22 protein-coding genes are annotated in these 24,621 nt (G+C 67.7%); 12 read left to right on the top strand and 10 right to left on the bottom strand.

Translation table 11 applies throughout. From position 1 onward, the window contains the following. Positions 1-77 precede the first annotated feature (77 nt). Positions 78-1,373 (top strand): acetyl-CoA C-acetyltransferase, encoded by a 1,296-nt coding sequence (locus OC373_RS14055; protein WP_026070059.1) that lies wholly within the window; start codon positions 78-80, stop codon positions 1,371-1,373. A gap of 227 nt (positions 1,374-1,600) precedes the next feature. Here the strand turns inward: OC373_RS14055 and OC373_RS14050 are convergent, their stop codons facing one another. The 3 genes from OC373_RS14050 to OC373_RS14040 form a co-directional block, all read right to left on the bottom strand. Continuing rightward, positions 1,601-2,965: a heme biosynthesis HemY N-terminal domain-containing protein gene (locus OC373_RS14050; protein WP_070426370.1), complete on the bottom strand. Its 1,365-nt coding sequence runs from the start codon at positions 2,963-2,965 to the stop codon at positions 1,601-1,603. 3 nt (positions 2,966-2,968) lie between these two features. Then, a complete protein-coding gene (locus OC373_RS14045; protein WP_070426371.1) occupies positions 2,969-3,946 on the bottom strand; it encodes a uroporphyrinogen-III C-methyltransferase in 978 nt (325 codons plus the stop codon). Between the two features lie 109 nt (positions 3,947-4,055). Then, on the bottom strand, positions 4,056-4,832 hold the full coding sequence (locus OC373_RS14040) for a uroporphyrinogen-III synthase (protein ID WP_083279836.1): 777 nt from the start codon (positions 4,830-4,832) through the stop codon (positions 4,056-4,058). 43 nt (positions 4,833-4,875) lie between these two features. On the opposite strand from OC373_RS14040, the gene OC373_RS14035 reads away from it, so the two are divergent. From OC373_RS14035 to OC373_RS14015, 5 genes are all read left to right on the top strand, one after another. After that, positions 4,876-5,346, top strand: a complete 471-nt coding sequence (locus OC373_RS14035; protein WP_070427500.1) for a YiiD C-terminal domain-containing protein — start codon at positions 4,876-4,878, stop codon at positions 5,344-5,346. Between the two features lie 30 nt (positions 5,347-5,376). Then, on the top strand, positions 5,377-5,811 hold the full coding sequence (locus tag OC373_RS14030) for a hypothetical protein (RefSeq protein ID WP_070426373.1): 435 nt from the start codon (positions 5,377-5,379) through the stop codon (positions 5,809-5,811). A gap of 78 nt (positions 5,812-5,889) precedes the next feature. Next, entirely contained in the window at positions 5,890-6,327 is a 438-nt protein-coding gene (locus OC373_RS14025; protein WP_019184892.1) for a rhodanese-like domain-containing protein, read from the top strand. 105 nt (positions 6,328-6,432) lie between these two features. Continuing rightward, on the top strand, positions 6,433-6,948 hold the full coding sequence (gene secB / locus OC373_RS14020; RefSeq protein ID WP_019184891.1) for a protein-export chaperone SecB: 516 nt from the start codon (positions 6,433-6,435) through the stop codon (positions 6,946-6,948). 20 nt (positions 6,949-6,968) lie between these two features. Further along, positions 6,969-7,994 (top strand): NAD(P)H-dependent glycerol-3-phosphate dehydrogenase, encoded by a 1,026-nt coding sequence (locus OC373_RS14015; RefSeq protein WP_070426374.1) that lies wholly within the window; start codon positions 6,969-6,971, stop codon positions 7,992-7,994. 311 nt (positions 7,995-8,305) lie between these two features. On the opposite strand, the gene OC373_RS14010 is transcribed toward OC373_RS14015, so the two are convergent. Together OC373_RS14010 and OC373_RS14005 are read right to left on the bottom strand one after the other, a co-directional pair. Next, positions 8,306-8,878, bottom strand: a complete 573-nt coding sequence (locus tag OC373_RS14010) for an Ax21 family protein (protein ID WP_261997884.1) — start codon at positions 8,876-8,878, stop codon at positions 8,306-8,308. Positions 8,879-9,166: 288 nt separating this feature from the next. Further along, positions 9,167-9,805, bottom strand: coding sequence for a response regulator transcription factor (locus OC373_RS14005; RefSeq protein ID WP_261997883.1), 639 nt, complete (start codon positions 9,803-9,805; stop codon positions 9,167-9,169). A gap of 74 nt (positions 9,806-9,879) precedes the next feature. On the opposite strand from OC373_RS14005, the gene OC373_RS14000 reads away from it, so the two are divergent. Further along, positions 9,880-13,452, top strand: a complete 3,573-nt coding sequence (locus OC373_RS14000) for a transporter substrate-binding domain-containing protein (RefSeq protein WP_070426375.1) — start codon at positions 9,880-9,882, stop codon at positions 13,450-13,452. A gap of 15 nt (positions 13,453-13,467) precedes the next feature. Here the strand turns inward: OC373_RS14000 and OC373_RS13995 are convergent, their stop codons facing one another. Both OC373_RS13995 and OC373_RS13990 read right to left on the bottom strand, forming a co-directional pair. Next, complete coding sequence (locus OC373_RS13995; RefSeq protein WP_070426376.1) at positions 13,468-13,857, bottom strand: c-type cytochrome; 390 nt, start codon at positions 13,855-13,857, stop codon at positions 13,468-13,470. A 98-nt stretch (positions 13,858-13,955) separates the two neighbouring features. Further along, complete coding sequence (locus OC373_RS13990) at positions 13,956-15,632, bottom strand: electron transfer flavoprotein-ubiquinone oxidoreductase (RefSeq protein WP_070426377.1); 1,677 nt, start codon at positions 15,630-15,632, stop codon at positions 13,956-13,958. A gap of 273 nt (positions 15,633-15,905) precedes the next feature. Between OC373_RS13990 and OC373_RS13985 the strand changes: the two genes are divergently transcribed. Then, the gene (locus OC373_RS13985) at positions 15,906-17,069 is read left to right on the top strand and encodes an acyl-CoA dehydrogenase family protein (RefSeq protein ID WP_070426378.1); all 1,164 of its coding nucleotides are present in this window, start codon (positions 15,906-15,908) and stop codon (positions 17,067-17,069) included. Positions 17,070-17,191: 122 nt separating this feature from the next. Here OC373_RS13985 and trmL read toward each other — a convergent pair whose 3' ends face one another. Further along, the gene (gene trmL / locus OC373_RS13980) at positions 17,192-17,671 is read right to left on the bottom strand and encodes a tRNA (uridine(34)/cytosine(34)/5-carboxymethylaminomethyluridine(34)-2'-O)-methyltransferase TrmL (protein WP_070426379.1); all 480 of its coding nucleotides are present in this window, start codon (positions 17,669-17,671) and stop codon (positions 17,192-17,194) included. Positions 17,672-17,714: 43 nt separating this feature from the next. Next, positions 17,715-18,194, bottom strand: a complete 480-nt coding sequence (locus tag OC373_RS13975; protein ID WP_261997882.1) for a hypothetical protein — start codon at positions 18,192-18,194, stop codon at positions 17,715-17,717. A 395-nt stretch (positions 18,195-18,589) separates the two neighbouring features. Between OC373_RS13975 and OC373_RS13970 the strand changes: the two genes are divergently transcribed. From OC373_RS13970 to OC373_RS13955, 4 genes are all read left to right on the top strand, one after another. Beyond that, positions 18,590-21,490, top strand: coding sequence for a pitrilysin family protein (locus tag OC373_RS13970; protein ID WP_261997881.1), 2,901 nt, complete (start codon positions 18,590-18,592; stop codon positions 21,488-21,490). A 127-nt stretch (positions 21,491-21,617) separates the two neighbouring features. Continuing rightward, a complete protein-coding gene (locus OC373_RS13965; RefSeq protein WP_046272272.1) occupies positions 21,618-21,935 on the top strand; it encodes a DUF4156 domain-containing protein in 318 nt (105 codons plus the stop codon). Positions 21,936-22,047: 112 nt separating this feature from the next. Next, positions 22,048-23,064 (top strand): 3-oxoacyl-ACP synthase III, encoded by a 1,017-nt coding sequence (locus tag OC373_RS13960; protein WP_019184878.1) that lies wholly within the window; start codon positions 22,048-22,050, stop codon positions 23,062-23,064. A gap of 107 nt (positions 23,065-23,171) precedes the next feature. Next, positions 23,172-24,062 carry an alpha/beta fold hydrolase gene (locus tag OC373_RS13955; protein ID WP_070426382.1) on the top strand — a complete coding sequence of 297 codons (891 nt, stop codon included), beginning with the start codon at positions 23,172-23,174 and terminating at the stop codon, positions 24,060-24,062. A gap of 77 nt (positions 24,063-24,139) precedes the next feature. On the opposite strand, the gene OC373_RS13950 is transcribed toward OC373_RS13955, so the two are convergent. After that, on the bottom strand, positions 24,140-24,565 hold the full coding sequence (locus tag OC373_RS13950) for a YkgJ family cysteine cluster protein (protein ID WP_019184876.1): 426 nt from the start codon (positions 24,563-24,565) through the stop codon (positions 24,140-24,142). Positions 24,566-24,621: the final 56 nt, after the last annotated feature.

Genomic DNA, 24,621 nt, shown 5'->3' with positions numbered 1-24,621 from the left:
CCATCACAGGGCGGCAGCTACACTTGGCCCCATTATGCCTGCTCCTTCGTGCAGGCCATGTTGCAGACACCCCTCCCATGCCAGGTATCTCCATGCCCAACGCCCGTCCCGTCGCCATCCTCGGCGGCGTCCGCATTCCGTTCTGTCGCCAGAACACGGCTTATTCGGACGTCGGCAATCTCGGTATGTCGGTGCGCACACTCGGTGCGCTGGTCGAGCGCTTCGGCCTGCATGGCCAGCAGCTGGGCGAAGTGGCGATGGGCGCGGTGATCAAGCACTCCAGCGACTGGAACCTGGGCCGCGAAGCCACGCTGTCCTCGGGCCTGTCCCCGCTGACCCCGGGCATCACCATGCAGCGTGCCTGCGGCACCTCGCTGGATACCATCATCGCGGTGGCCAACAAGATCGCGCTGGGCCAGATCGACTCGGGCATCGGTGGCGGCTCGGACACCACCTCCGATGTGCCGATCGTCTACGGCAAGAAGCTGCGTGCGCGCCTGCTGGCGGCCAACCGCGCCAAGAGCACCGGCGACAAGCTCAAGGCACTGACCCGCGGCTTCAAGCTGAGTGAACTCAAGCCGGAATTCCCGGGCGTGGCCGAGCCGCGTACCGGCAAGAGCATGGGCGACCACTGCGAAGACATGGCCAAGGAGTGGAACATCTCCCGCGACTCGCAGGATGAGTGGGCGGTGTCCTCGCACAAGAAGCTGGCCGCCGCGTACGAGCGCGGGTTCTTCAACGACCTGATCGCGCCGTTCCGCGGCGTGGAGCGCGACAACATCCTGCGCGCCGATACCTCGCTGGAAAAACTGGCCACGCTGAAGCCGGCCTTCGACAAGGTCTCCGGCCGCGGCACGCTGACCGCCGCCAACTCCACCCCGCTCACCGACGGCGCCTCGGCGGTGCTGCTGGCCAGCGAAGAGTGGGCGCGCGCGCATGGCCACGAGCCGCTGGCGTACCTGCGTGATTCGCAGGTGGCGGCCGTTGATTTCGTACACGGCGAAGGCCTGCTGATGGCGCCGACCATCGCGGTGCCGGAGATGCTTAAGCGCAATGGCCTGACCCTGCAGGATTTCGATCTCTACGAAATCCACGAGGCCTTCGCTGCACAGGTGCTGTGCACGTTGCGCGCGTGGGAAAGCGAAGACTACTGCCGCAACCGGCTGGGCCTGGAGGCGCCGCTGGGCAAGATCGATCCGGCCAAGATCAATCCGCTGGGCTCCTCGCTGGCCACCGGCCACCCGTTCGCCGCCACCGGCGCCCGCGTGATCGCCACGGCGGCCAAGCAGCTGGCCGAACGCGGCGGTGGCCGCGCGCTGGTCTCGATCTGCACCGCCGGCGGCATGGGCGTGGTGGCGATCGTCGAGCGCTGATCGCCCCGCTGGATGGAACGAAGAAGGCCGCCCAAGGGCGGCCTTCTTTTTTGTATCCGGCGGAGGTGTACACCAGTCGGCTCTGGTCGTGCCGGCCGCTGGCCGGCTCCTCCATACCGTTTCGGGGAGCCTGCCTTTGCGGGGAACCCTCATTCTCCGGGACGCCGCATTCTCAGGGACCCCGCGTTGCCGGCCAGCGGCCGGCACTACCGGGAACCACGCCGCTGTTACGGCAGGCGCGGGTTGCCGAACGCGTCGCGTTCAACGTGCAGGCGATCTTCCTCAGCGTGCATGCGGCCCTGCTCCACGTGCAGGCGATCGTGCACCGTCGCCGGTTCACCCATCAGCGATTGCTCTTCGACGGTGGCGCGCTCGGGGACGATCGGGTCCAGCGGCGTCGCGGTCGAGGCACGGGCCAGCGCCACGCTGTCATCACCGCGCTGCTGGCGCAGCGCATTGGCGAAGCACTGCGAGGCCAGCGCGGTTTCGCCGCGTTCCAGGAACAGCTCGCCCAACGCTTCCCAGGCGGCCGGGCCGGCACCAGCGGCAATCGCGCGGTGCAGGTAATCCTCGGCCAGGGTGTGCTGGCGCTGGCGGGCGGCAATGCGGCCCAGCGCCAGCAGCAAGGCCGGGCTGGAGGGCTGGGTGGTCAACCAGCGCTGCAGGTTGGCCTGGCGCGTGGCCAGCTTCTCCACCGGCATCTGGCCGTAGAGCGTCACCACCGATTCGTCCCAGCGCGTGTCCAGCGCCTGCTCCAGGTTCAGCAGGGCCGGTTCGTCCCAGTCCAGGGCAACCGCCCGCAGGGCATAGGCCGAAACCACGTCCGGATCGCTGCGCAGGGCCTTCGGCGTGGCCTCCCACTGCGCGGCCAGTGCGTTGACATCACCGGCCTCCAGCAACGACTGGGCCGCCAGGCGGATTTCAAGTTCGGCCACGGCGGTGTCCGGCAGCACCTTCTGCTTGCGCAGCGCGCCCAGCTGCCCGTACGCCTCATGCGCGCGATCGGCACGGGCCAGTGCCTCGGTGCGCAGCCACAGGCCGCGCGGCGGCAGCGGCTGGATCGCGGCGATGTCGAGCACGTTGATCGCATCCACCGGACGCTCCTGTGCCAGCAGACGTTCGGCCTGCAGCAGGGCATGGCTGGTGGCGTCTTCGGCGGCCAGGCGCTGCAGATACTGATTGACCGCGGCGTCGTCGTCGCGCGCCTGCGCGCTGCGCACCGCAGTGACCAAGGCGACAGCACTCACTTCCTTGTCTTCGGCGGCGCTGGTCAACAGCTTTTCCGCACGCTGCCAGTGGCCTTGTTCATGGGCCTGCAGGCCCTCGGTCAGGCGCGCACGACCCTGCTTGCGGCGGTAGCGGCCCCAGGCGCGGAACGGCGAGGCCAGCAGGCTCCACAGCAGCCACAGCACCAGCAGACCCACCAGCACCATCAGGGCGACCTGCGGCACGGTGGAGCGGTAGTCGGTGCCGCCGTAGCGGTAGATCACTTCGCCGAACTGCCGCAGCTGTTCGGTGCCGAGCCACTGTGAGGCGATCACGCCCAGGGCGACGGCCAAGAGCAGGACCACCAGAGATTGAAAGGGCTTCATCGATTACCTCCCGTTACGCATCGAGCGCAGTTGCTGCAGGGTGCTGCCCAGTTCGGGCAGCGATGGACGCAGCTCGCAGGCGCGTAGTTGATGCAGTTCAGCACGTTGCTCGCGCAGAGCAGGTGAATCCGGCCACAGCCGCGGCAGCCACAGCGCCACGCGGTCCAGCGCCTGCACGTAGCCGGGTTGATCGCCGCGCTCCACCGCGGCCCGCGCCAGGGTCAGTTCCAGCTGCAGCGAGTCCCACGCGGCCACCCGCTCGGCCTCGGTCAACGGGCCCTGCAGGCGGGTGGGGGTGATGGTCACGAACGGTGCCAGCACCTGGTGCCACCAAGGGCCGCCAACGGCGGTATCGGCCGGGGCGTCGATCTGCTCGGGCAGCGCGGTCAGCGCCTGGGCGAACCGGCCCAGCCGTGCCTGGGTCTGCGCACGCACCCCGGGGCCCAGTGCATCCACGGCATTGCGCTCCTGCATCAGCGCCTGCCGCAGGTTCAGATACTCGCTGCCCTGCACATCGTCCAACGAGGCGGCCGCCAATGCGTACAGGCGTTTGGCGCCGTCGGCGTCATCGGCATAGGCCAGCCGCTGGCTGGCCTGGCTCAGCAACAGCTCGGCCTCTTCCAGCTGCAGCGCCTGGGCACCGTGGCGGGTGCTGTCGGCCAGCTTGGCCAGGTTCTCTTCAAGCAGGGCGTTGCGCTGGCTCAGGCCGAGCATTTCATCGCGCAGCACCCGGTTGGTCGCGGCGGCGTCCTGCACGCGCTGGGAGGTCGAGCGCTGATCGCGGCGCAGCGCCTCGACACTGTCCAGCAGGCCCTGCACCTGCAACTGGGCATTCTCCTCGCGCACACGCTCCTGCGCCTGTCGCGACTGCCACTGCGTCCAGCCCCAGGCACCGCCGCCGGCCAGCACGGCCAACGCCGTGACCGGCACGATCCAGCGCAGGGGGCGGCGCGGAGAGGAAGGCGAAACAGGGTCATTCATACGGGCATCCTTGTCGCGCGCGCCGGGCAATCCGCTTGGCTGGCGAGCGACGTGGCGCACAGCATCGCCCGCCGCCCGAGCCGCCTGCAAGACCGCTCCGGCGCCCTGTTCAGGAAGATGCGGGCGGGATGAGCGCGGCGTGTGCAGCGGCAACCAGCTGCGAAGGCAACGGCCCTGCCGCCAGCTGCACCTGCCCGAAGCCGACCGCGCGCGCCTGCGCGGCCAGCCGCTCGCTGGCGGCCACCACGAGGGCCTCGCGCAGGGGGGCCTGCAGATCGTCCGGCAACTGCGCCAGCAGCAGGGTCAATGCCTCGCCGCTGCTCAGTGCCAGCACCCACGGCGTGGCCGCGTGCCGCAGCCGCTGCAGCATGCGCGGCGCGAGGGGCAGCGCACGGCGGACATAGACGTTGGCCCGCAGCAGCCGGGCACCGCGTTGCTCCAGGGTCTGCGCGATCACCCCGCGCCCGCCGGGCGCGGTCACCAGACCGGCGCGCAGGCCATGCAGATCCGCCAGGGCCGGCAACGCGAGCAGGCCCTCGCTGTCCATCCGCGCCGGCGCGGCGACGCCCTGTGCGCCCTGCCGGTCCAACGCCGCCGCCGTGCCGGCGCCCACCGCAAGCCACTGCCCCGGGTGGGGCGCGGCCAGGTCCACCAGGCGCGCGGCGGCCTTAACCGCCGCCGGGCTGCTGAAGACCACCCGCTCGGCCGCCAGCGCGGCCTCCAGCGCGGCGCGCGTGGCCGTATCAGCGCAGGCCTGCAGCGCCCACGGCGAGAGCGCGATGACGCGCGCCCCGGCGGCAGCGGCCGCACGCCGCAGCGGCGCATGCTGGCCACGCGGGCGCAGCGAGATCAGGGTCCAGGGCGCGACTTTCGTTTCGGTGTTCATTGCGGGCATTATGCGAGCCCTTCGATGTGACGTGATCAACCAGATGTCCGCAACCGATTCCCTGCCGGCGCAGTTGTCCGCGCTGCAGCATGTCCTGGATGCCATGCCGCCGGTGGCGGCCATGCAGATCCGTGTCCACGACTATCGCGACGGCGTCCTGCACATCCATGCCCCGCTGGCGGCCAACGTCAATGACAAGGGCAACGCCTTCGGTGGCAGCCTGGCCTCGGCGCTGACCCTGTCCGGCTGGGCACTGGTGACGCTGCGGCTGCGCCTGGCCGGGTTCGATGCCGATGTCTACGTGGCCGACAGCCACATCCGCTACCTGGCGCCGGTCTACGGCGATCTGGATGCGCAGGCCCAGGCCGATGCGGAAACCGACTGGGACAGCTTCCTGGCCACCTTCGCCCAGCGTGGCAAGGCCCGCATCAGCCTCACCGCCCGGCAGCCGGGCGAGGGCGACAAGGCCGCCGCTGAACTGAGCGGCCGTTTCGTGGCCTTCGCCAGGCGGTAGGATGGGCGCCTTGCCTATTGGGGAATTCGCATGCGTCGTACGCTTCAGATCCTGCTGCTGGCATTGCTCGCGCTGATCAGCGTGAGTGCCCTGGCCGCCGAGCAGAAAACCACCCGGAAGCAGCGCAAGGATCTGGAGGAAACCCAGATCAAGTACGACGCCACGATGCGCTGGGGCACCGTTGAAGACGCGTTGCCGTACCTGGACCCGGAATACACCCGGGTCCACCCGCTGACCGACCTGGAACTGCGCCGCTTCGAGCAGGTGAAGATCTCCAGCTATCGCGCCAGCGACAACGTGCCCATGCCCGATGGCCGGGTAGGGCGCACCGCCGAGGTGCGGGTGATCAACAACAACACCCAGGCCGAGCGCACGGTGCGGGTGCGGGAGATCTGGCGCTGGGACGCCGAAGACAAGCGCTGGCTCCAGGCCAACGGGCTGCCCGACCTCTGGCAGGACCGCTGACGCCCGCCCACACGGGGCTGGACGCCGATTCGCCCGCATGTGCGACAATCGGCGCCCGCTTATCGACCCGTGATCTTAGTGAATTACGAAGAGTTGCTGGCCTTTGCCGGCCGAAACCCGATGTTGTCGATGGCCCTGGTCGGCCTGACCGTGGCCATCATCGTGACCGAAGTCCGCCGTCTGTTCCGTGGCTTCAAATCGCTCAAGCCGGCGGAACTGACCCAGCTGATGAACGCCGGTGGCGCCATCGTGGTCGATCTGTCCTCGAGCAGCGATTTCGAGAAGGGCCATATCGCCGGCAGCCGCAATGTGCAGCCGAGCCAGTTCGGTCCGGAGCACAAGCTGGTCGCCAAGGCCCAGCAGAGCCCGGTCGTGCTGGTCTGCCGCAGCGGCAACGCCTCCGAGACGGCCGCCAAGGCCTTGAAGAAGGCGGGTTTCACCCAGGTCAACGTGCTCGATGGCGGCATCCCGGCGTGGCAGCAGGCCGAGCTGCCGCTGGTCAAGGGCCGCAACTGATCCCCGTCGGATTGCAGCGCACGCCTTGTACGCGGCGCACAGCGCCCCCATCGCAGGGCATGTAACAATCCGTTTTTACAGCATTCATTTTTGGAGCAACAGGAAATGTCCGAAGAGAACACCAACGGCGCCGTCGCGCCGGTCGACGCCGCCACCGGTCCCTCGTTCACCGTCGAGAAGATCTACGTCAAGGACGTTTCGTTCGAATCGCCGAACGCTCCGGCCGTCTTCAATGACGCCGTGCAGCCGGAACTGCAGCTCAACCTGAACCAGCGCGTGCAGCGCCTGGGCGAGAGCGCCTTCGAAGTCGTGCTGGCCGTGACCCTGACCTGCAAGGCCGGCGAGAAGACCGCCTATGTGGCCGAAGTGCAGCAGGCCGGCGTGTTCGGCCTGGTGGGCCTGGACCCGCAGTCGATCGACGTGCTGCTCGGCACCCAGTGCCCGAACATCCTGTTCCCGTACGTGCGTTCGCTGGTGAGCGAGCTGATCCAGGCCGGTGGCTTCCCGCCGTTCTTCCTGCAGCCGATCAACTTCGAAGGCCTCTACGCCGAAACCCTGCGCCAGCGCCAGGAACAGGGCGAGACCTCGCTCGCCGATTCCGAGCCGGCCGGCAACGCCTGATCGGCGCTGCAGTCGTACGGATGAGCAACCACGCAGACAAAATCGCGGTTCTCGGCGCCGGCTCCTGGGGCACTGCCCTGGCCAGCCTGCTCGCGCGGCACGGTCACCCGACCGTGCTGTGGGGGCGCGATGCGGCGATGGTCGAGGCCATCGACCAGCGCCACGAGAACACCCGTTATCTGCCGGGCATTCCGCTGCCCGAGTCGCTGCGCGCGACCACCGACCTGGCCGCTGCCGTCAAGGACGCCGCCTGGATCCTGGTGGTGGTGCCGTCGCACGCCTTCGGTGAAACCGTGCGTGCACTGGCGCCGCTGCGCCCGGCTGATGCCGGCGTGGCGTGGGCGACCAAGGGCTTCGAACCCGGCTCCGGTCGGTTCCTGCACGAAGTGGCGCGTGAGGTCCTCGGGCCGGACGTGCCGCTGGCGGTGGTGACCGGCCCGTCGTTCGCCAAGGAAGTCACCCAGGGCCTGCCGACCGCGATCACCGTCCACGGTGACGCGCCGGACTTCGCCCAGCAGGTGGCCGATGCCATGCACGGCCCGGCGTTCCGCGCCTACACCGGCGATGACATGGTCGGTGCCGAGCTCGGCGGCGCGATGAAGAACGTGCTGGCCGTGGCCACCGGCGTTGCCGATGGCATGCAGCTGGGCCTCAACGCCCGTGCCGGCCTGATCACCCGTGGCCTCAACGAAATGCTGCGGCTCGCCGCGGCGATCGGTGCCAAGCCGGAGACCCTGATGGGGCTGGCCGGCTTGGGCGATCTGGTGCTGACCTGCACCGGCGACCTCTCGCGCAACCGTCGGCTGGGCCTGGCCCTGGGCCGTGGGCAGACGCTGCAGGATGCGGTGCGCGAGATCGGCCAGGTGGTGGAATCGGTGCAGACCGCCGATGAAGTGATGCGCCAGGCGCGGCGTCATGGCATCGACCTGCCCATCTCCGACCGGGTGCGCGCCGTGCTGCACGGTGAGCAGACTCCCGAAGAAGGATTGCGTGCGTTGTTGGCACGCGAGCAGAAGCCGGAGTATCCGGACACGCTGTTCAAGTGAGGCACCCAAAACCCCGGCAGATGCCGGGGTTTTTTTTGGGTCTTCGTCCATCCTTTTCAGGCGCGACGGCGGATGGGTCGGGCGCTGGGCCACGCCAGAACGAAACAACCCGGCACGTGGCCGGGTTGTTTCGTGGCGTACCGACGAGGGTGTCGCCATGCCAACCGCAAAAAAACCGCGACGGCCGTGCAGGTAGAGCCGACCGTTGGTCGGCTGCTGTAAAAGTGAAGCCCGGCGTGAGCCGGGCTTCATGGCGCAGGGGAGAGAGACCGCGCCATCCAACAACGTACCGCGGTGTTGCGTATCGCGTATTACCAGGTGAAGCGCGGACCAACGAACCATTCCTTGTCGCCGCCCTTGGCCAGCTTCACTTCGCCGGCCAGGCCCCAGTTCTGGTTGAGCTTGGCCTGGGCGCCGACGCGGCCGTAGAACTCGCCGTCCGGATTGAGGCCGTGCTTCTTGCTGTAATCCTCGTAACCGGCCATTACGTAGCCTTCGAAGTTCGGGGTGAACGCGCTGCGCACGCCGACTTCGGTGGAGTAGCCGTTGAAGTCCGGGCCGTGCTTCGGGTCGAACTTCTGGTAAGCAACGCGGGCGACCAGATCGGTGGTCGGGGCGATGCCGTAGTTGTAGCCCACACCGACGCGCCACTGGTCGACGTCGTTGCTGCCGCGCTTGGTTTCCTGCGCGTTGTAGTCACCGAAGACATGGAAGTTCGGCGCCACGGCGACCGAGCCCTTCACCGCCCAGCCATCGGCGTCGCCGCCCTTGGCATCGGTGTTCACGTAGCCGCCTTCGACGTAGTTGTACGACAGGCCGTCGGTTGCCGACGCAGCGAACGGCAGTGCAGCGAGCAGACCCAGAGCAAGCAGGGAAGTCTTCATTTTCGGGAACACCTTTTTATTTTTTGGTTTTGTCCGCCAGCAGAGGGAGGGGGAATCGCTGCTGGCGACAGGTGTGAATTATCCGTTAGTCACCCGAATTAGCCCTGAATATCAAACTGAGCAGTACATAAATGAAGCGGCGATATCGGGAACTCTTCGTTCGCTATCTGCTACGCACGCGCACTCCGTCTCATGCGTAACGCGCACACACGACAGGACACCATCGCGATGACGTGCATCGCATGCGTATCGAAGAAAAAAGAGCGCGCGTCCGCAGGCGGACCGGGATCAGTGTTCGCCGTCGCGCAGGTAGTCGAACAGCTCGGCGTCGCCCTTCAGCCCGAGCTTCAACATCGCATCGCCTTTCTGGCGGCTGATGGTGCTGACGCTCTTGTGCAGATGGAGGGCGATCTCCTTGACCGTCATGCCGCTGCCGAGCAGCCGCAGCACTTCCACTTCGCGTGGCGACAAGGGACGGGCTCCGCCTTCCTCGACACTCTCCGTGCCGATTGCGTCAATGCGTTCCTTCAGCGACAGGCTGACGTAGGGCACGCCGCGCTGCACGGTCTGGATCGCCAGCGGCAGCTCATCCATCGAAGAGGTCTTGTCGACCAGGCCAAGCACGCCGGTCGCGACCACCATGCGCAGGATCGCCAGGTTGTTGGACACGCTGAGCATCAGCACCGGCAGCTCGGGAAAACGCCGGCGGATCATGGCGATCATCGCGAAGCCATCGGCCTGCGCGCCGCCGGGCATGGAGTAATCGGTGACCAGCACATCGCACTCGTGGTCGCCCAGTACGGTCATCAGCTCGGCCACGGTACTGGCCTCGGCCACCACCTGGCCAACGCCGCTGGACTCGATCACGGCCTTCGTGCCGATCCGTACGACCGGATGGTCATCGGCGATGATAATGCGCAGGGTCATGGACTAGTATTGCCTGTGAGGCAGCCGTCGGGCCGTGCCGGGATGGGGATGTCATTCTACGGAGATCAGGCAGCATGCGTACCCACGTCATTCGCTGGCTGGTTCTGTTCGTGCTCGCGATGGCGACGGGCATGCAGGTATCCGCAGCTGCGTCACCTCCCTTGCCCCCCCACCAGAGCGAGTGGCTTGGCAGGCACCCTACCATCATCCTGGGCATGTACGACAGCGGTTGGCCGCCGTTCGAGTCCATGCAGAACGGCAAGCCGGTCGGCCTCGGCTACGACTACCTCAGCCTGCTGACCCGGCAGCTGGGAGTGCAGGTGCAGGTGCGGATGTATCGCGACTGGACCGAGGTCCTGGAGGCGGCATGCCGGGGCGAAGTCGATGTGGTGATGAACATCACGCTCACTGCCGATCGCACGCGCTGCATGGTCTACACCCGCCCCTACGCCCAGGCGCCACTGGCGCTGGTGGGCCGCCCCGGCGAAACCCGGGCATCGTCTGATCCTGACCTGCGCGGCCTGCGCGTGGTCACCGAGCGTGAGTTCGTCACCAGCGAAGAAGTACGCTCGCGCTTTCCCGGCGCCCGGCGCGTGACCGCGGCCAGCACCACCGCCGCATTGGCCATGGTCGGCAGCGGCGAGGCCGACGTCTACATCGGCAACGCGTATGTGGCCACGACCCTGATCGCCGAGCGACGGCTGACCGATGTCAGCCTGCTGCGCCCCAGCGACCTACCACCGGAGCGGCTGCACTTTGGTGTGCCCAACGCCAAGCAGCCCTTGGCTGAAGCGCTGGACATGGGCCTGGCCGCGCTCAACGAGGCCGAGCGCGAGCGCCTGGAGCGGCGCTGGCTCCCGACCCCTCGATGGTCGGTGCAGTCCCAGGTGATCCTGGGCAATGCGGAGAGGCGTGTCCTGGCCACCCCCCTGCGCCTGGCTTTCGCGCCGAACGCGTCACCGCTGGCCTTCATCGACAGTGCCGACCGACCCAGCGGTGTCTCGGCCGAGTACCTGCGCCTGCTGCGCACGGTAGGGGCGCAGCTCACGCGGGTGCCGGCGCACGACTGGTTCGATGTGCGCGAGCAGCTGCGCCGCGGCGAGGTCGACGCGATCATGGGCATCCCCAACGATTCGAACTACCTGGGCGACGGCTGGGTGTTCAGCCAGCCCTTCATCACCGTTCCCAACGTCGTGGTGACGGCCAGTGGCAGCGCGTCGGTGCTGGGCGTGCCCGATCTGGATGGCCGCAGCATTCTGCTGTCCGATCCGGAACGGTTGCGCGGGTATGTCCTGCAACAGGCCCCCAATGCGCGCATCGTGCCCGCGCGCAGCGCCGAACTGGCGCTGTCACGGCTGGCCAAGGGAGACGCCGATGCGTACATCGGCAACCTGGCCGTCATCGATCGCATCGTGCGTGATCACTATCCCGCGCAGCTGCACGTGGCAGCGCCGGCGGGATTCAGCGATCGCCTGTCGTTGGCGGTCAAGCGCCAGTACGCACCCCTGGCCACCACGTTCGACCGCCTGCTGGTGAACATGAGCGCGCGCGAGCACGAAGCGATCCGCAGCGACTGGTTGTCGGCCGAGTACCGCAGCGATCTGGACTGGCGCGCGACCGCGCGCTGGGCGGTGCCGCTGGCCCTGGTGCTGCTGACCGCACTGCTCGTCCATGGGTGGGGGCACTGGCGCCTGCGCAGTGAGGTAGCGATGCGCCGCCGTGCCGAGCAGCGCCTGGCCGACGTCACCGACAATCTGCCGGCGATCGTCTACCAGGGCCGTCGCGAACGGGATGGCCGGCTGTCGCTGCCGTACATCGCCGGTGACACCGAAGCGCTGTTCGGGCTCACCGCGGCCGAGGCGATGGCCGATGAAAGCGCGCTGATCGCGCGCATCGACGAGCGTGATCGCGCCAATGTGCGCCAGGCCCTGGAAAGCGCCACGCGGGACTTCGCCCCGGTGGACATGGAATTCCGCACCCGCCCAGGGGGCATGCTGCGCTGGGTGCGTTCGCGCGCGCTGCCCTACGACGCCGAGGACGGGGTGCTGCTGTGGAGCGGCTACTGGATCGATGTGACCGAGGCGCGCGCACAGGCCGACGCGCTGGCGCTGGCCAAGGCGGCCGCCGAGCGCGCCACCGCCGCCAAATCCGAATTCCTGGCCACGATGAGCCACGAGATCCGCACGCCGATGTCCGGCGTGCTGGGCATGGTGGAGGTGCTCTCGCATACCTCGCTGGATGGCGAGCAGCGCCGCATCATCAGCGTGATCGAAGACTCGGCGCAGATGCTGCGGCAGATCCTCGATGACCTGCTGGACTACTCCAAGATCGAGGCCGGCGCGCTGTCCCTGCAACCGCATCCGGTCGCGCTGCGCGCATTGGTTGGCAACGTGCAGCAGCTGCTTGCCCCGCAGGCGGTGGCCAAGGGGCTGGAGCTGCAGATCCAGATCGACGACGCGCTCGCGGCCATGCACCTGGTCGACGGCATGCGCCTGCGGCAGATCGCATTCAACCTGCTCAGCAATGCCATCAAGTTCACGCGCGCCGGCGAAGTCGGCATCGCGCTGGAGGTGCTCGACGGTGATGCCGACGGCGCGCAGCAGCTGCGCCTGACCGTTCGCGATACAGGCATCGGCATCTCGCCCGAGCAGCGCGAACGTCTGTTCGCGCCGTTCGTACAGGCCGACGCGGCGACCAGCCGCCAGTACGGTGGCACGGGGCTGGGGCTGAGCATCTGCCAGCGCCTGGTGGCGATGATGCACGGCACGCTGACGCTGCACAGCGTCCCCGGCGAGGGCACGCGCGTGGAGGTGCTGCTGACCGTACCGGTGGTGCCGGTGGACGAACAGCCCAGTGCCGCCGAAGAACACACGCAGGCGGTGCCGTTGCCGGCCGCATTGCAGCAGCGGCGCATCCTGATCGTGGAGGACCATCCCACCAACCAGGCGCTGATGGGGTGGCGCATGCAACAGCTGGGCCTGCCACACGTGCTGGCCGAGAACGGCGAACAGGCACTGGCGCTGCTGGCGCGCACCCGATTCGACCTGGTGCTGACCGACTGCCGGATGCCGGTCATGGACGGCTATGCCATGACCCGCCGCATCCGCGAGCAGGAGCGTGACCGCGGCGGTGCCCGGCTGCCGGTGATCGCGCTGACCGCCAGCGCGATGGAGGGCGATCTGCAGCGCTGCCGCGAGGCCGGCATGGACGATCTGCTGGCCAAACCGGTGGCACTGGGCGCCTTGCGCCAGGCACTGCTGCAGTGGCTGCCGGACGGGGATGGCCCCCTGGCCGGCGCGGAGCAGGCACCGGGTGCGGATGACGCGCCGCCGGACCGGGCCGCGCTGGTGCGCCGGTTTGGTTCGGAGCATGTGGCCGGCGTGCTGATCGAGAGCCTGTGCACGGCCTCGGCCGAGGATCTGGTGAAGCTGCAGGCAGCCCTGGATGCGCAGGCCGGGCCGGCACTGGTGAATGTGCTGCATCGGCTGGTGGGGGGGCTGGCAACGCTGGGCGCCGACGCGCTGGCGCTGCAGGCGCGCAGCCTGATGGAACGCGTCGACGACGAAGGCGTGGCGGCGCACGCCGAGGCGGTCAGCGCATTCGATGCGGCGTTGCGCGCTTATCTGGTGCAGCTGCAGGCGTCCTGACCGGCGCCCTGCCGGTCATCGCTGCTGCTGCAGATATTCGATCACCTGGCGCCGGCGCTCCGGGTCAGCGGTGGAGTTGACCATGCGCGTGCCCGGCACCGCCTGCGTGGGCGAGCGCAGGAACGCATCCAGGGTCTGTTCGTTCCAGGTCAGCCCTGCATCGCGCATCGCGTTGGAGTATGGATAGCCGGGGACACTGCCGGCACGCCGGCCGATCACGCCATGCAGGTTCGGGCCGAACCGATGCACGCCACCCGGGCTGACGGTGTGGCAACCGGCACAGATCGCAAAGGCGCGCCGCAGGTCCTGCTGATGGGCCTGCTCCGGCGTTTGCGGGGTGCGCGAACACGCCGCCAGCAGCAGGCAGGCCAGTAACGCCAACGTCGATCGGAAAGCAGGGGCCATGGCGCCACGGTCACGTCCAACAGGACGCTCAGGATAGCCAGCGCGGCGGTGCCTGCCGCGCCTGATGGCCTGCGACCGGTGGTCGCAGGCCATGCCGATCACATGCCCGAGTAGTTCGGGCCGCCGCCACCCTGGGGGGTCACCCACACGATGTTCTGGGTCGGGTCCTTGATGTCGCAGGTCTTGCAGTGCACGCAGTTCTGCGCGTTGATCTGCAGCTGTTCGTGCCCATCGCTGCCGACGAACTCGTACACGCCAGCCGGACAGTAGCGCGCTTCGGGACCGGCGTACTCGGCCAGGTTGATCCGCACCGGCACGCTGGCGTCCTTTAGGGTCAGGTGGCTGGGCTGGTCTTCGGCGTGGTTGGTGCTGCTCAGGAACACCGAGCTGAGCCGGTCGAAGGTGAGCACGCCATCCGGCTTGGGATAGTTGATTTTCGCATGCTTGGAGGCTGGCTCCAGGCAGGCGTGGTCCGGGGTGCTGTGGCGCAGCGTCCACGGCGGATTGCGAATGCCCAGCTTGGGCAGCAGCCACTGCTCGATGCCGGTCATCAACGTGGCCACGGTCTGGCCCTTCTTGAACCACTGCTTGAAGTTCTTGGCCTGCTGCAGCTCGGCATGCAGCCAGCTGGTCTCGAACGCCTGCGGATAGGCGCTCAACTCATCGTGCTGGCGATCGGCTACCAGCGCATCGAAGGCGGCATCGGCGGCGAGCATGCCGGTCTTGATCGCGGCATGGCTGCCCTTGATCCGGCTGACGTTGAGATAGCCGGCCTCGCAGCCGACCAGCGCACCACCGGGGAACACCGTCCTGGGCAGCGACATCAGCCCACCGGCGGTGATCGCGCGCGCGCCGTAGCCGATGCGCTTGCCCCCTTCCAGGTGCTTGCGGATGTCCGGGTGTGTCTTGAAGCGCTGGAACTCTTCGAACGGGCTCAGCCACGGGTTCTTGTAATCCAGGCCGACCACATAACCGATCGAGACCTTGCCGCCCTCGGCGTGATACAGGAACGCGCCGCCGTAGGTGTCGTTGTCCAACGGCCAGCCGGCGGCGTGCACCACCAGGCCCGGCTCATGCTTGGCCGGATCGATCTGCCACAACTCCTTGATGCCGATGCCATAGGCCTGCGGATCCTTGCCGGCATCGAGCTGGAAGCGTGCGATCAACTGGCGGCCGAGATGGCCGCGCGAGCCTTCGGCGAAGATCGTGTACTTGGCATGCAGCGCCATGCCGCGCTCGAACGCGGGGCCGGGCTGACCGTTCTTCTCGATGCCCATGTCGCCGGTGGCCACGCCGATCACCGCACCGTCCTCGCTGTACAGCACCTCCGCCGCGGGGAAGCCGGGGAAGATCGCCACTTCCAGCGCCTCGGCCTGCTGCGCCAGCCAGCGGGTGACCTCGCCGAGGCTGACGATGTAGTTGCCTTCGTTGTGGAAGCACTCCGGCAGCAGCGCGTTGGGCGTGCTGCGCGAGCCGGTTTCATTGAGGAACAGGAATTCGTCGCGGGTGACCTTCTGCTTCAGCGGTGCGCCGCGCTCGGCCCAGTCCGGGAACAGTTCGCTCAGTGCCCGCGGATCCATCACCGCACCGGAGAGGATGTGCGCACCGGGTTCAGAGCCTTTCTCCAGGATGCACACCGACAGCTCGCGGCCGGCTTCGATGGCGCGCTGGCGCAGCCGGATCGCCGTGGCCAGGCCAGCGGGACCGCCACCGACGATCACCACATCGAATTCCATCACTTCACGCGGGGGCAGGACGTTGATTTCTTCGCTCATGGGGCTGCGTAACTCGTGGGTAGTGCCGCGGGTTGAACGGCGGCGGTTGCCTGGGAATCGCGCGTGTCACACCACGGCGAAACGGTGGATCAGTGCGCCAGAGTACCGGCACGGCGCATTTAAGCCTAGATCGCCGACGATGACAGCGGTGTCGCCGCGCGTTCGATACCAGGATGCTGCGGCGCAGCATCCGTGCTGCCCCGCCGTCCCTTGGCCGCTTCGCGCACAACGACCACAATGGGAGCCTGTTCCACCGCCACCTGCCGGGATGCCATGTCACTGAATCCGTTCGATCTGTTCGATATCCGTTCGCTGCTCAGCGAGGAGGAGCGCGCGGTGCAGGCGACGGTGGCGCGTTTCACCGATACGCGGGTGCTGCCGATCATCGGCGATGCGTTCGACGACGGGCGCTTCCCGGACGAATTGATTCCCGAGATCGCCGCGCTCGGCCTGCTCGGCTCCAGCCTGCCCGAGCAGTACGGCGGCGGCGGGCTCAATGCGGTGAGCTACGGCTTGATCTGCCAGGAACTGGAGCGCGGCGATTCGGGACTGCGCAGCTTCGTTTCGGTGCAGAGCTCGCTGTGCATGTACCCCATCCATGCCTACGGCAGCGAAGAACAGCGGCTGCGCTGGTTGCCGGACATGGCCACCGGCAAGGTGATCGGCTGCTTCGGGCTGACCGAGGCGCATGGCGGCTCCGATCCGGCGGCGATGAAGACCCGCGCGGTGCGCGATGGCGGTGACTGGCTGATCAACGGCAGCAAGATGTGGATCACCAGCGGACCGGTGGCCGACATCGCGATCGTGTGGGCGCATACCGACGATGGCATCCAGGGCTTCGTGCTGGAAAAGGGCATGGCCGGGTTCACCACGCAGGAGATCAAGCACAAGATGAGCCTGCGCGCCTCGCTGACCGGTGCGCTGTTCTTCGACAACGTGCGCGTGCCCGACCGCAACCGCCTGCCGAACGTGCAGGGGCTGAAGGGGCCGCTGGGCTGCTTGAACCAGGCGCGCTACGGGATCAGCTGGGGTCCGATCGGCGCTGCGGTGGCCTGCCTGGATGAAGCCCTGGGCTATACCAAGCAGCGGGTGCTGTTCGGCCGGCCGGTGGCGGCCACGCAGAGTGCGCAGATCAAGCTGGCCGACATGGCGCGGCGGATCACCACCGCGCAGCTGCTGGCCCTGCAGCTGGGGCGCCTGAAGGACGCCGGCCAACTGCAGCCGCAGCAGGTCAGCCTGGCCAAGTGGAACAACTGCCGCATGGCCATCGACATCGCGCGCGAATGTCGCGACCTGCTCGGCGGCGCGGGCATCACCACCGAGCACGTGGCGATCCGGCATGCACTCAATCTGGAATCGGTGATCACCTACGAGGGCACCGAGACCGTGCACCAGCTGGTGATCGGCCGCGAGCTGACGGGCATCAATGCGTTCTGAGGTCACCTGACCAACGGTCAGGTGCTACACAACGGTCAGGTGCTACACCAACGGTCAGGTGCTACACGGCCGGCAGGTGCCTGTGTCTCCGGTAGGTGCCGACCGTTGGTCGGCACGGCATCTTATTCCCCGCCGGCAAACCCGTTCTGGCGCCATGCCTCGTACATCACCACGGCGACCGTGTTGGACAGGTTGAGGCTGCGGTTGTCCGGTCGCATCGGCAGGCGCAGGCGGCGGCCGTGGGGCAGGCTGTCGAGCAGGTCCTGGGGCAGGCCGCGGGTTTCCGGGCCGAACAGGAAGGCATCGCCGTCTTCGAACTGCTGGGTGTCGTAACGCACGCTGCCGCGGGTACTCAGCGCGAACAGGCGCTTGGGCGCAATGACCTGCAGGGCGGTGTCCAGATCAGGATGGACCTGCAGCCGAGCGTATTCGTGATAGTCCAGGCCGGCGCGCTTGAGCTGCTTGTCGCTCAGGTCGAAACCGAGCGGCTCGATCAGGTGCAGCCGCGCGCCGGTGTTGGCGCAGAGGCGGATCACATTGCCGGTGTTCGGCGGGATTTCGGGTTGGAACAGGACGACATGGAACGTGGGCGTGGCAGTCATCGGCGAAGTGTACGCCGTGGCTGCGGAAGACCGCAGCTGCGGCTTACTGGCGGATCAGGGTCGTGGCGGCGGCGGCGGCGGTTTCCAGGGCCAGGGCCTGCAGGTCGGCAGCCGACGGACGCACCTGCAGGGTCGGCAGGTTGATGATCACTTCGTTGGCCACGGCAGTGGCGGCAGCGGTGAAGGTGGCGACGTAGCCGCGGTCGTTGGTCTGTTCGGCAGCCAGGGCCTGGCGCTGTTCGGCGGTCGGACGCACTTCCACGGCGGCCAGGGTGGTGACGCGGCGGTTGGCGGCCAGTTCGGCGCGGTACTCGGCGATCAGGCCAGCGGTCGGACGGACTTCCACGACGGCCAGGGTCGGGATGTTGCTGGCGCGCTCAACCTCGGCCTGGGCGATCTGGTCGGCCGAGGGGCGGACCTGCACGGTGTCCAGGGTGACGATGGCGGGGGCGGCCTGCACCGACGAAGCAAACGCGGAACCGGCGGCAAAGGCGATGGCGATGGCGAGAGTCTTGGTGTTCATGGCGAGGTCCTGTTTAGTGTTGGTGAGCAGTGGTGTGGTAGTAAGGTAGTACACCGATTCGGGGCGTGCAAGAACAATTTCACTATTCTTGTTGTTGTTCAGCATCCAGTCAGTTTCGGCTTGATCCTTGTTTCCCTTGCCATGTACCAAGCAGGTCGCGTGCCAACTTTTACGCATTGATTTCAAAGGGTTTTTTGCGAAGTAGCGGTGTCCGATGTCCGGACACGTGTCCGCCGCAGGGCCGCGGACCGTCCGCCCGGCCGCGTGCGGCCACGCTCGGATGTGCGGTTCGTGGCGGATCCGCCGCCATCGGCAGGTCAATGACTGTTGGCCGATGCCTTTTGCCCGGGCGGCGCGCTAGCATCCGGCTTCACTTTCATGACCAAGGAACCGGAATGACCGTCCAACTTCGACCGCGTGCCGCGCTGCTGGCTGTAGCGCTTTCCGCCGCCCTGGGCTCGTTCGCGCCGGCACCGGTCCTGGCCAAGCCGGCCACGGCGGCCAAGGTCGACATTCCGTTCGAACAGTTCACCCTGCCCAATGGCCTGCGCGTGGTGGTGCACACCGACCGCAAGGCGCCGATCGTGGCGGTGAACATCTGGTACCACGTGGGCAGCAAGGACGAACCCGCCGGCCGCACCGGCTTCGCGCACCTGTTCGAACACCTGATGTTCCAGGGCAGCGAGAACCACGACGGCGAATACTTCGAGCCCTTCAAGCAGGTTGGCGTGACCGGGCAGAACGGCACCACCAATACCGACCGCACCAATTACTTCGAGAACGTGCCGACCACCGCGCTGGACATGGCGCTGTGGATGGAGTCCGACCGCATGGGGCATCTGCTCGGGGCGATCGACCAGGCGGCGCTGGACGAGCAGCGCGGCGTGGTCCAGAACGAGAAGCGCCAGGGCGAGAACCAGCCCTATGGCCAGGTCTGGGAAAAGCTGACCCGCGCGATGTATCCGGCCGGCCACCCGTACCACCACAGCGTGATCGGCTCGATGAACGATCTCAACGCCGCCTCGCTGGACGACGTGAAGACCTGGTTCCGCACCTGGTACGGCCCGAACAATGCGGTGCTGGTGCTGGCCGGTGATATCGACGTGGCCACCGCGAAGGAAAAGGTCGCCCAGTACTTCGGCGACATCCCGGCCGGCCCGAGCATGGCCCAGCCCAAGGTGGACGTGGCCAAGCGCGAGAAGAGCACGCGCGAAGTGATGACCGACAAGGTGCCGCAGGCGCGCATCTACCGCGCCTGGAACGTCGCCCAGGTCGGCACCACCGACATCGACCAGCTGCAGCTGTTCGCGCAGGTCCTTGGCGGTGCGAAGTCCTCGCGCCTGGACCAGCGCCTGCTGCACCAGGACAAGCTGGTGGACAACATCAGTGCCGGCGCCTACAGCTCGCAGCTGGGCTCGAACTTCGTGATCATGGCCAGCGTCAAGCAGGGCGTGGACCCGGCCAAGGTCGAGGCGATCATCGATGAGGAAGTGAAGCGACTGGCCAAGGACGGTCCGACCGCCGACGAGCTGAGCCGCGGCAAGACCGCCTTCCGCGCCGGCTTCATCCGCGGCATCGAGCGCATTGGTGGCTTCGGCGGCAAGGCCGACGCGCTGGCCGAGTGCACCGTGTACGAAGGTGACCCGGGCTGCTTCCGCAAGTCGCTGGCCACCATCGATGGGGCCACGGCCGCGCAGGTGCGCGATGTCGGCGCCAAGTGGCTGGGCGTTGGCGATCACACCATCGTGGTCGAGCCGGGCGCGCGCGTTGCCCTGGCCGAACTGCCGTCGGAAACGCCCAAGCCGTTCACCGTGCCCGCCGTGGATCCGCGCTTCACCACGCTGCCCAAGCAGGTCGACCGCAGCACCGGCGTGCCGCAGACCAAGACCTTCCCGGACCTGAAATTCCCCGAACTGCGCCGCGCCACGCTCAAGAACGGCACCCAGGTGATCCTGGCCGAGCGCCATGACATCCCGGTCGTGCAGTTCAGCTATGAATTCCCGGGTGGCTTCACCGCCGACCAGGGCCGCAAGTCCGGCACGGCCAACTTCACCATGGGCCTGCTCACCGAAGGGGCCGGCAAGCTCGGCGCGCTGCCGTTCGCCGATGCGGCCGATGCACTGGGCGCCAAGCTCGATGCCTCCGCCTCGCTGGACAGCACCAGCGTGTACCTGTCCGCATTGAAGGAAAACCTGGCCCCGTCGCTGGCCCTGTATGCGGACATGCTGCGCCAGCCGCGCTTCGACCAGACCGAGATCGACCGGGTCAAGGCGACCTGGATCGCCGGCATCCAGCAGGAGAAGGTCAACCCCAGCGCGGTGGCGATGCGGGTGATGCCGACCCTGCTGTACGGCGCGGGCCATCCGTATGCGATCCCGTTCACCGGCAGTGGCAATGAAGTGGACATCCAGTCCATGACCCGCGGAGACCTGGTCGACTTCCACCGTGACTGGCTGCGCCCGGAGCAGGGCACGCTGATCGTGGTGGGTGACACCACGCTGAAGGAAATCGTGCCGCTGCTGGAGCGCCAGCTCGGCAACTGGAAGGCCGAAGGTCCGGCGCCGGAGGTCAAGGCGCCGGTGGATGTGGCCCGTCCGGCGCATGCCCGCGTGTACCTGATCGACCAGCCGGGCGCGGTGCAGGCCAATCTGTTCGCCAGCCAGGTGGTGCCCTCGTCCAGGGACCCGGGTTCGACCCGCTTCGATATCGCCAACGGCGTGCTCGGCGGCGACTTCACCTCGCGCCTGAACATGAACCTGCGTGAGCAGAAGCACTGGTCCTACGGGGCCGGCAGCAGCGCCAGCAACACCCTGGGCCAGCGCCCGTGGGGCGCCCGCGCGCCGGTGCAGATCGACAAGACCGCCGAGGCGATGCAGGAGATGCAGAAGGAAATCGCCGAGTTCGCCAGCGGCGCCAAGCCGGCCACCCCGGCCGAAGTGGCGCGTATCCGCAACATCCAGAACCTGAGCCTGCCCGGCGCCTATGAGACCGCCAGCGCGGTGATGGGCACCATCAGCGGGATCGTGCGTTACCAGCGCCCGGACGACTACGTGGTCCAGCGCAAGGCCGAGATCGAAGCGATGACCCCGGCCCAGGTGCAGCAGGCCGCGGCCACGCTGGACCCGAACGCGCTGACCTGGGTGGTGGTGGGCGACCTCAAGCAGACCGAGGCCCCGGTGCGTGCGCTCAAGCTTGGCCAGGTGCAGGTCATCGATGCCGAAGGCAAGGTGGTCGACGCCCCGGCCACTCCGGCCACTCCGGCCACGCCGGCTGCCGCGGCACCAAAGGCCCGGTGACGCCCAACGCTGGCCGGCCACCGCGCCCGCCAGCCGCTCAGGTGCCGGGGACCCACCCGGCACCTGATCACCCCCGATTCAGTTGTTTCCCGCACACTCCCTTACGTATTCCAGCCAGGCCTTGCCCATGCGCATTCTGCTTCTGTCCGCCCTGATCCTCAGCGTTTCCGCCTGCACCTGGGTGCCGATCGAATCCTCCGGCAAGACGGTCCGCGTGCTGCCGGCCGGTGCGGTTCCCAGCGGCTGCCAGAGCAAGGGCGAAGTGGTGGTGACCGTGAAGAGCAAGGTGGGCTTCTACAACCGCAACCCGCTGCGCGTGCAGGAAGAGCTGGAAACCCTGGCCCGCAACGAGGCGCCCAGCGCCGGTGCCAATGCCGTGCAGGCCTCGGGCCTGCCCGCCGATGGCAGCCAGCGTTTCCTGGCCTTCCAATGCCCGCCACGCTGAACCCTTCACCCCACGCCCGGACCATACGCCCGGGCGTGAATTCGTAAAGGTGCGGTGAAACCCGTGCCGGCTTACAATAGCGCCCCCTTCGCCTGAGCCTTGGCGCTAACTGATGCTCTTCAAGAATGTCTCGATCGCCGGCCTGGCGCACATCGACGCGCCGCACACGCTGACGTCCAAGGAAATCAACGAGCGGCTGAAGCCGACGCTGGATCGCCTTGGCATCCGTACCGATGTGCTCGGCGATATCGCGGGCATCCACGCCCGCCGCCTGTGGGATGCCGACATGCTGGCCTCCGACGCCGCCACGCTGGCCGCTCGCAAAGCCCTGGAAGACGCCGGGATCGGCGCCGACAAGATCGGCCTGCTGGTCAACACCTCGGTCAGCCGCGACTATCTGGAGCCGTCCACGGCCAGCATCGTCTCGGGCAACCTGGGCGTGGGCGACGAATGCATGACCTTCGACGTCGCCAATGCCTGCCTGGCCTTCATCAATGGCATGGACATCGCCGCCCGCATGCTCGAACGCGGCGAGATCGACTACGCGCTGATCGTCGACGGTGAAACCGCCAACCTGGTGTACGAGAAGACCCTCGAGCGCATGGCCCTGCCGGGCGTGACCGCCGATGACTTCCGCAACGAGATGGCCGCCCTGACCCTGGGCTGCGGTGCCGCGGCGATGGTCATGGCGCGCACCGAGCTGGTGCCCGATGCCCCGCGTTACCGCGGTGGCGTGACCCGCTCGGCGACCGAGTGGAACCAGCTGTGCCGCGGCAACCTGGACCGCATGGTCACCGACACCCGCATGCTGCTGATCGAAGGCATCAAGCTGGCGCAGAAGACCTTCGTCGCCGCCCGCGAAGCACTGGGCTGGGCCGTGGAGGAACTGGACCAGTTCGTGATCCACCAGGTCAGCCAGCCGCACACCGCCGCCTTCATCAAGAACTTCGGGATCGACCCGAAGAAGGTGATGACGATCTTCGGCGAGCACGGCAACATCGGCCCGGCCTCGGTGCCGATCGTGCTGAGCAAGCTCAAGCAGCTGGGCAAGCTGAAGAAGGGCGATCGCATCGCGCTGCTCGGCATCGGCTCGGGCCTGAACTGCTCGATGGCCGAAGTGGTCTGGTAACCCATTGGCCGCAGCCTGCTGCGGCGTTGCTTCCGGGGCCGTGTCTGCTGCGCCGGAATTGAACATCGAGGGCCGGTTCTGCCGGCCCTTTTCACAGGTGCGATTGAATGCCCCAGCTGCCCGGTTACCCCGCCCATCCGCACCGCTTCCAGGTGCGCCCCGGCCTGTCGATGAGCTATCTCGACGAAGGCCCGCGCGATGGCGAGGTGGTGGTGATGGTCCACGGCAACCCGTCGTGGAGCTATTACTGGCGCACCCTGGTGGCCGGCCTGTCGGACAAGTACCGCTGCATCGTGCCGGACCATATCGGCATGGGCCTGTCGGACAAGCCCGATGATGCGCACTACGACTACACCCTGCAGTCGCGCGTGGATGACCTGGACGCGCTGCTCGCGCACCTGGGCATCACCGGCCCGGTGACCCTGGCCGTGCACGACTGGGGCGGCATGATCGGCTTTGGCTGGGCGCTGTCGCACCACGCGCAGGTCAAGCGCCTGGTGGTGCTCAACACCGCCGCCTTCCCGATGCCGGCCGCGAAGAAGATGCCGTGGCAGATCGCGCTGGGTCGCCACTGGAAGATCGGCGAGTGGCTCATCCGCACCTTCAACGCCTTCTCCTCCGGTGCTTCGTGGCTGGGCGTGGAACGGAAGATGCCGGCGGACGTGCGCCGCGCGTACGTGTCGCCGTACAACAGCTACGCCAACCGCATCAGCACCATCCGCTTCATGCAGGACATCCCGCTGTCACCGGCCGACAAGGCCTGGTCGCTGCTGGAGCGTTCCGGCCAGACCCTGCCCAGCTACGCCGACCGCCCGGCGTTCATCGGCTGGGGCCTGCGCGACTTCGTGTTCGACCATCACTTCCTGAAGGGTTTCCAGGCCGCGCTGCCGCAGGCGCAGGTGCACGCCTTCGAGGATGCCGGGCATTACGTGCTGGAGGACAAGCACGAGGTCCTGGTGCCGAAGATCCGCGCCTTCCTGGACGCGAATCCGATCTGATCGGCTGCCCCATCCCCGGTAGAGCCGACCGTTGGTCGGCTGCTTCCGCCCCCGCGCCCTGACCCCGGCGCCCCCAACTACGCCGCGATCGGCGCCTGCGGGGCCGGCGAATTGCCGTTGTCATCGGGATGATCATCATCATTGCCCGCCTCGTCCCGCCAGCGCCAGTCGGCCAGGGTCAGCGCCGGCATGCCGTGCGCGATGCGCGCCTTGTCGCACTGCGGGCTGGCCTTGCCGTACTCCCACGAGGCGTCCACCTCACGGCACACGCTGGGGCGGTTGGGGTGGATGCTGCAGCGCGAATACACCCCGATCTCCGCATCCAGCGCCACGCAGTAGACCGGCTTGGACAGGGTGCCGCGCATGCACAGCCGGTGCGGGTCCAGCACCTGGGTGAGCTCGTGCGGGACGCCCCCCGGGGTGACCTCGTCCGATTCCATCCAGTGGAAGGCCACACGGTACTGGGTGCAGCAGGCGCCGCAGGTGAGGCAGGGATGGGGCATGGGGCACCGGCCTTGGGCGGCAGCGAAGCAGGAGGGAAGGGCGCGAATTTTCCACG

The sequence above is a fragment of the Stenotrophomonas sp. Ste96 genome (genome assembly GCF_024519495.1).
Classification (GTDB): Bacteria; Pseudomonadota; Gammaproteobacteria; order Xanthomonadales; family Xanthomonadaceae; genus Stenotrophomonas; species Stenotrophomonas bentonitica_A.
Note: the sequence above shows the minus strand (reverse complement) of the source record. Positions and strands in the feature narration are given on the sequence as shown.

Bases quoted from the DNA above. Each gene is read 5' to 3' on its own strand.
- OC373_RS14015 (WP_070426374.1), top strand. From the start codon at position 6,969: ATGAGCAACCACGCAGACAAAATCGCGGTTCTCGGCGCCGGCTCCTGG.
- OC373_RS14050 (WP_070426370.1), bottom strand. From the start codon at position 2,965: ATGAAGCCCTTTCAATCTCTGGTGGTCCTGCTCTTGGCCGTCGCCCTG.
- OC373_RS14035 (WP_070427500.1), top strand. From the start codon at position 4,876: ATGTCCGCAACCGATTCCCTGCCGGCGCAGTTGTCCGCGCTGCAGCAT.
- OC373_RS13950 (WP_019184876.1), bottom strand. From the start codon at position 24,565: ATGCCCCATCCCTGCCTCACCTGCGGCGCCTGCTGCACCCAGTACCGT.
- OC373_RS14045 (WP_070426371.1), bottom strand. From the start codon at position 3,946: ATGAATGACCCTGTTTCGCCTTCCTCTCCGCGCCGCCCCCTGCGCTGG.
- OC373_RS13995 (WP_070426376.1), bottom strand. From the start codon at position 13,857: ATGGCCCCTGCTTTCCGATCGACGTTGGCGTTACTGGCCTGCCTGCTG.
- trmL (WP_070426379.1), bottom strand. From the start codon at position 17,671: ATGACTGCCACGCCCACGTTCCATGTCGTCCTGTTCCAACCCGAAATC.
- OC373_RS14005 (WP_261997883.1), bottom strand. From the start codon at position 9,805: ATGACCCTGCGCATTATCATCGCCGATGACCATCCGGTCGTACGGATC.
- OC373_RS13955 (WP_070426382.1), top strand. From the start codon at position 23,172: ATGCCCCAGCTGCCCGGTTACCCCGCCCATCCGCACCGCTTCCAGGTG.
- OC373_RS13975 (WP_261997882.1), bottom strand. From the start codon at position 18,194: ATGAACACCAAGACTCTCGCCATCGCCATCGCCTTTGCCGCCGGTTCC.
- OC373_RS13990 (WP_070426377.1), bottom strand. From the start codon at position 15,632: ATGAGCGAAGAAATCAACGTCCTGCCCCCGCGTGAAGTGATGGAATTC.
- OC373_RS14030 (WP_070426373.1), top strand. From the start codon at position 5,377: ATGCGTCGTACGCTTCAGATCCTGCTGCTGGCATTGCTCGCGCTGATC.
- OC373_RS14000 (WP_070426375.1), top strand. From the start codon at position 9,880: ATGCGTACCCACGTCATTCGCTGGCTGGTTCTGTTCGTGCTCGCGATG.
- OC373_RS14055 (WP_026070059.1), top strand. From the start codon at position 78: ATGCCAGGTATCTCCATGCCCAACGCCCGTCCCGTCGCCATCCTCGGC.
- OC373_RS13965 (WP_046272272.1), top strand. From the start codon at position 21,618: ATGCGCATTCTGCTTCTGTCCGCCCTGATCCTCAGCGTTTCCGCCTGC.
- OC373_RS13970 (WP_261997881.1), top strand. From the start codon at position 18,590: ATGACCGTCCAACTTCGACCGCGTGCCGCGCTGCTGGCTGTAGCGCTT.
- OC373_RS14010 (WP_261997884.1), bottom strand. From the start codon at position 8,878: ATGAAGACTTCCCTGCTTGCTCTGGGTCTGCTCGCTGCACTGCCGTTC.
- OC373_RS13960 (WP_019184878.1), top strand. From the start codon at position 22,048: ATGCTCTTCAAGAATGTCTCGATCGCCGGCCTGGCGCACATCGACGCG.
- secB (WP_019184891.1), top strand. From the start codon at position 6,433: ATGTCCGAAGAGAACACCAACGGCGCCGTCGCGCCGGTCGACGCCGCC.
- OC373_RS13985 (WP_070426378.1), top strand. From the start codon at position 15,906: ATGTCACTGAATCCGTTCGATCTGTTCGATATCCGTTCGCTGCTCAGC.
- OC373_RS14040 (WP_083279836.1), bottom strand. From the start codon at position 4,832: ATGAACACCGAAACGAAAGTCGCGCCCTGGACCCTGATCTCGCTGCGC.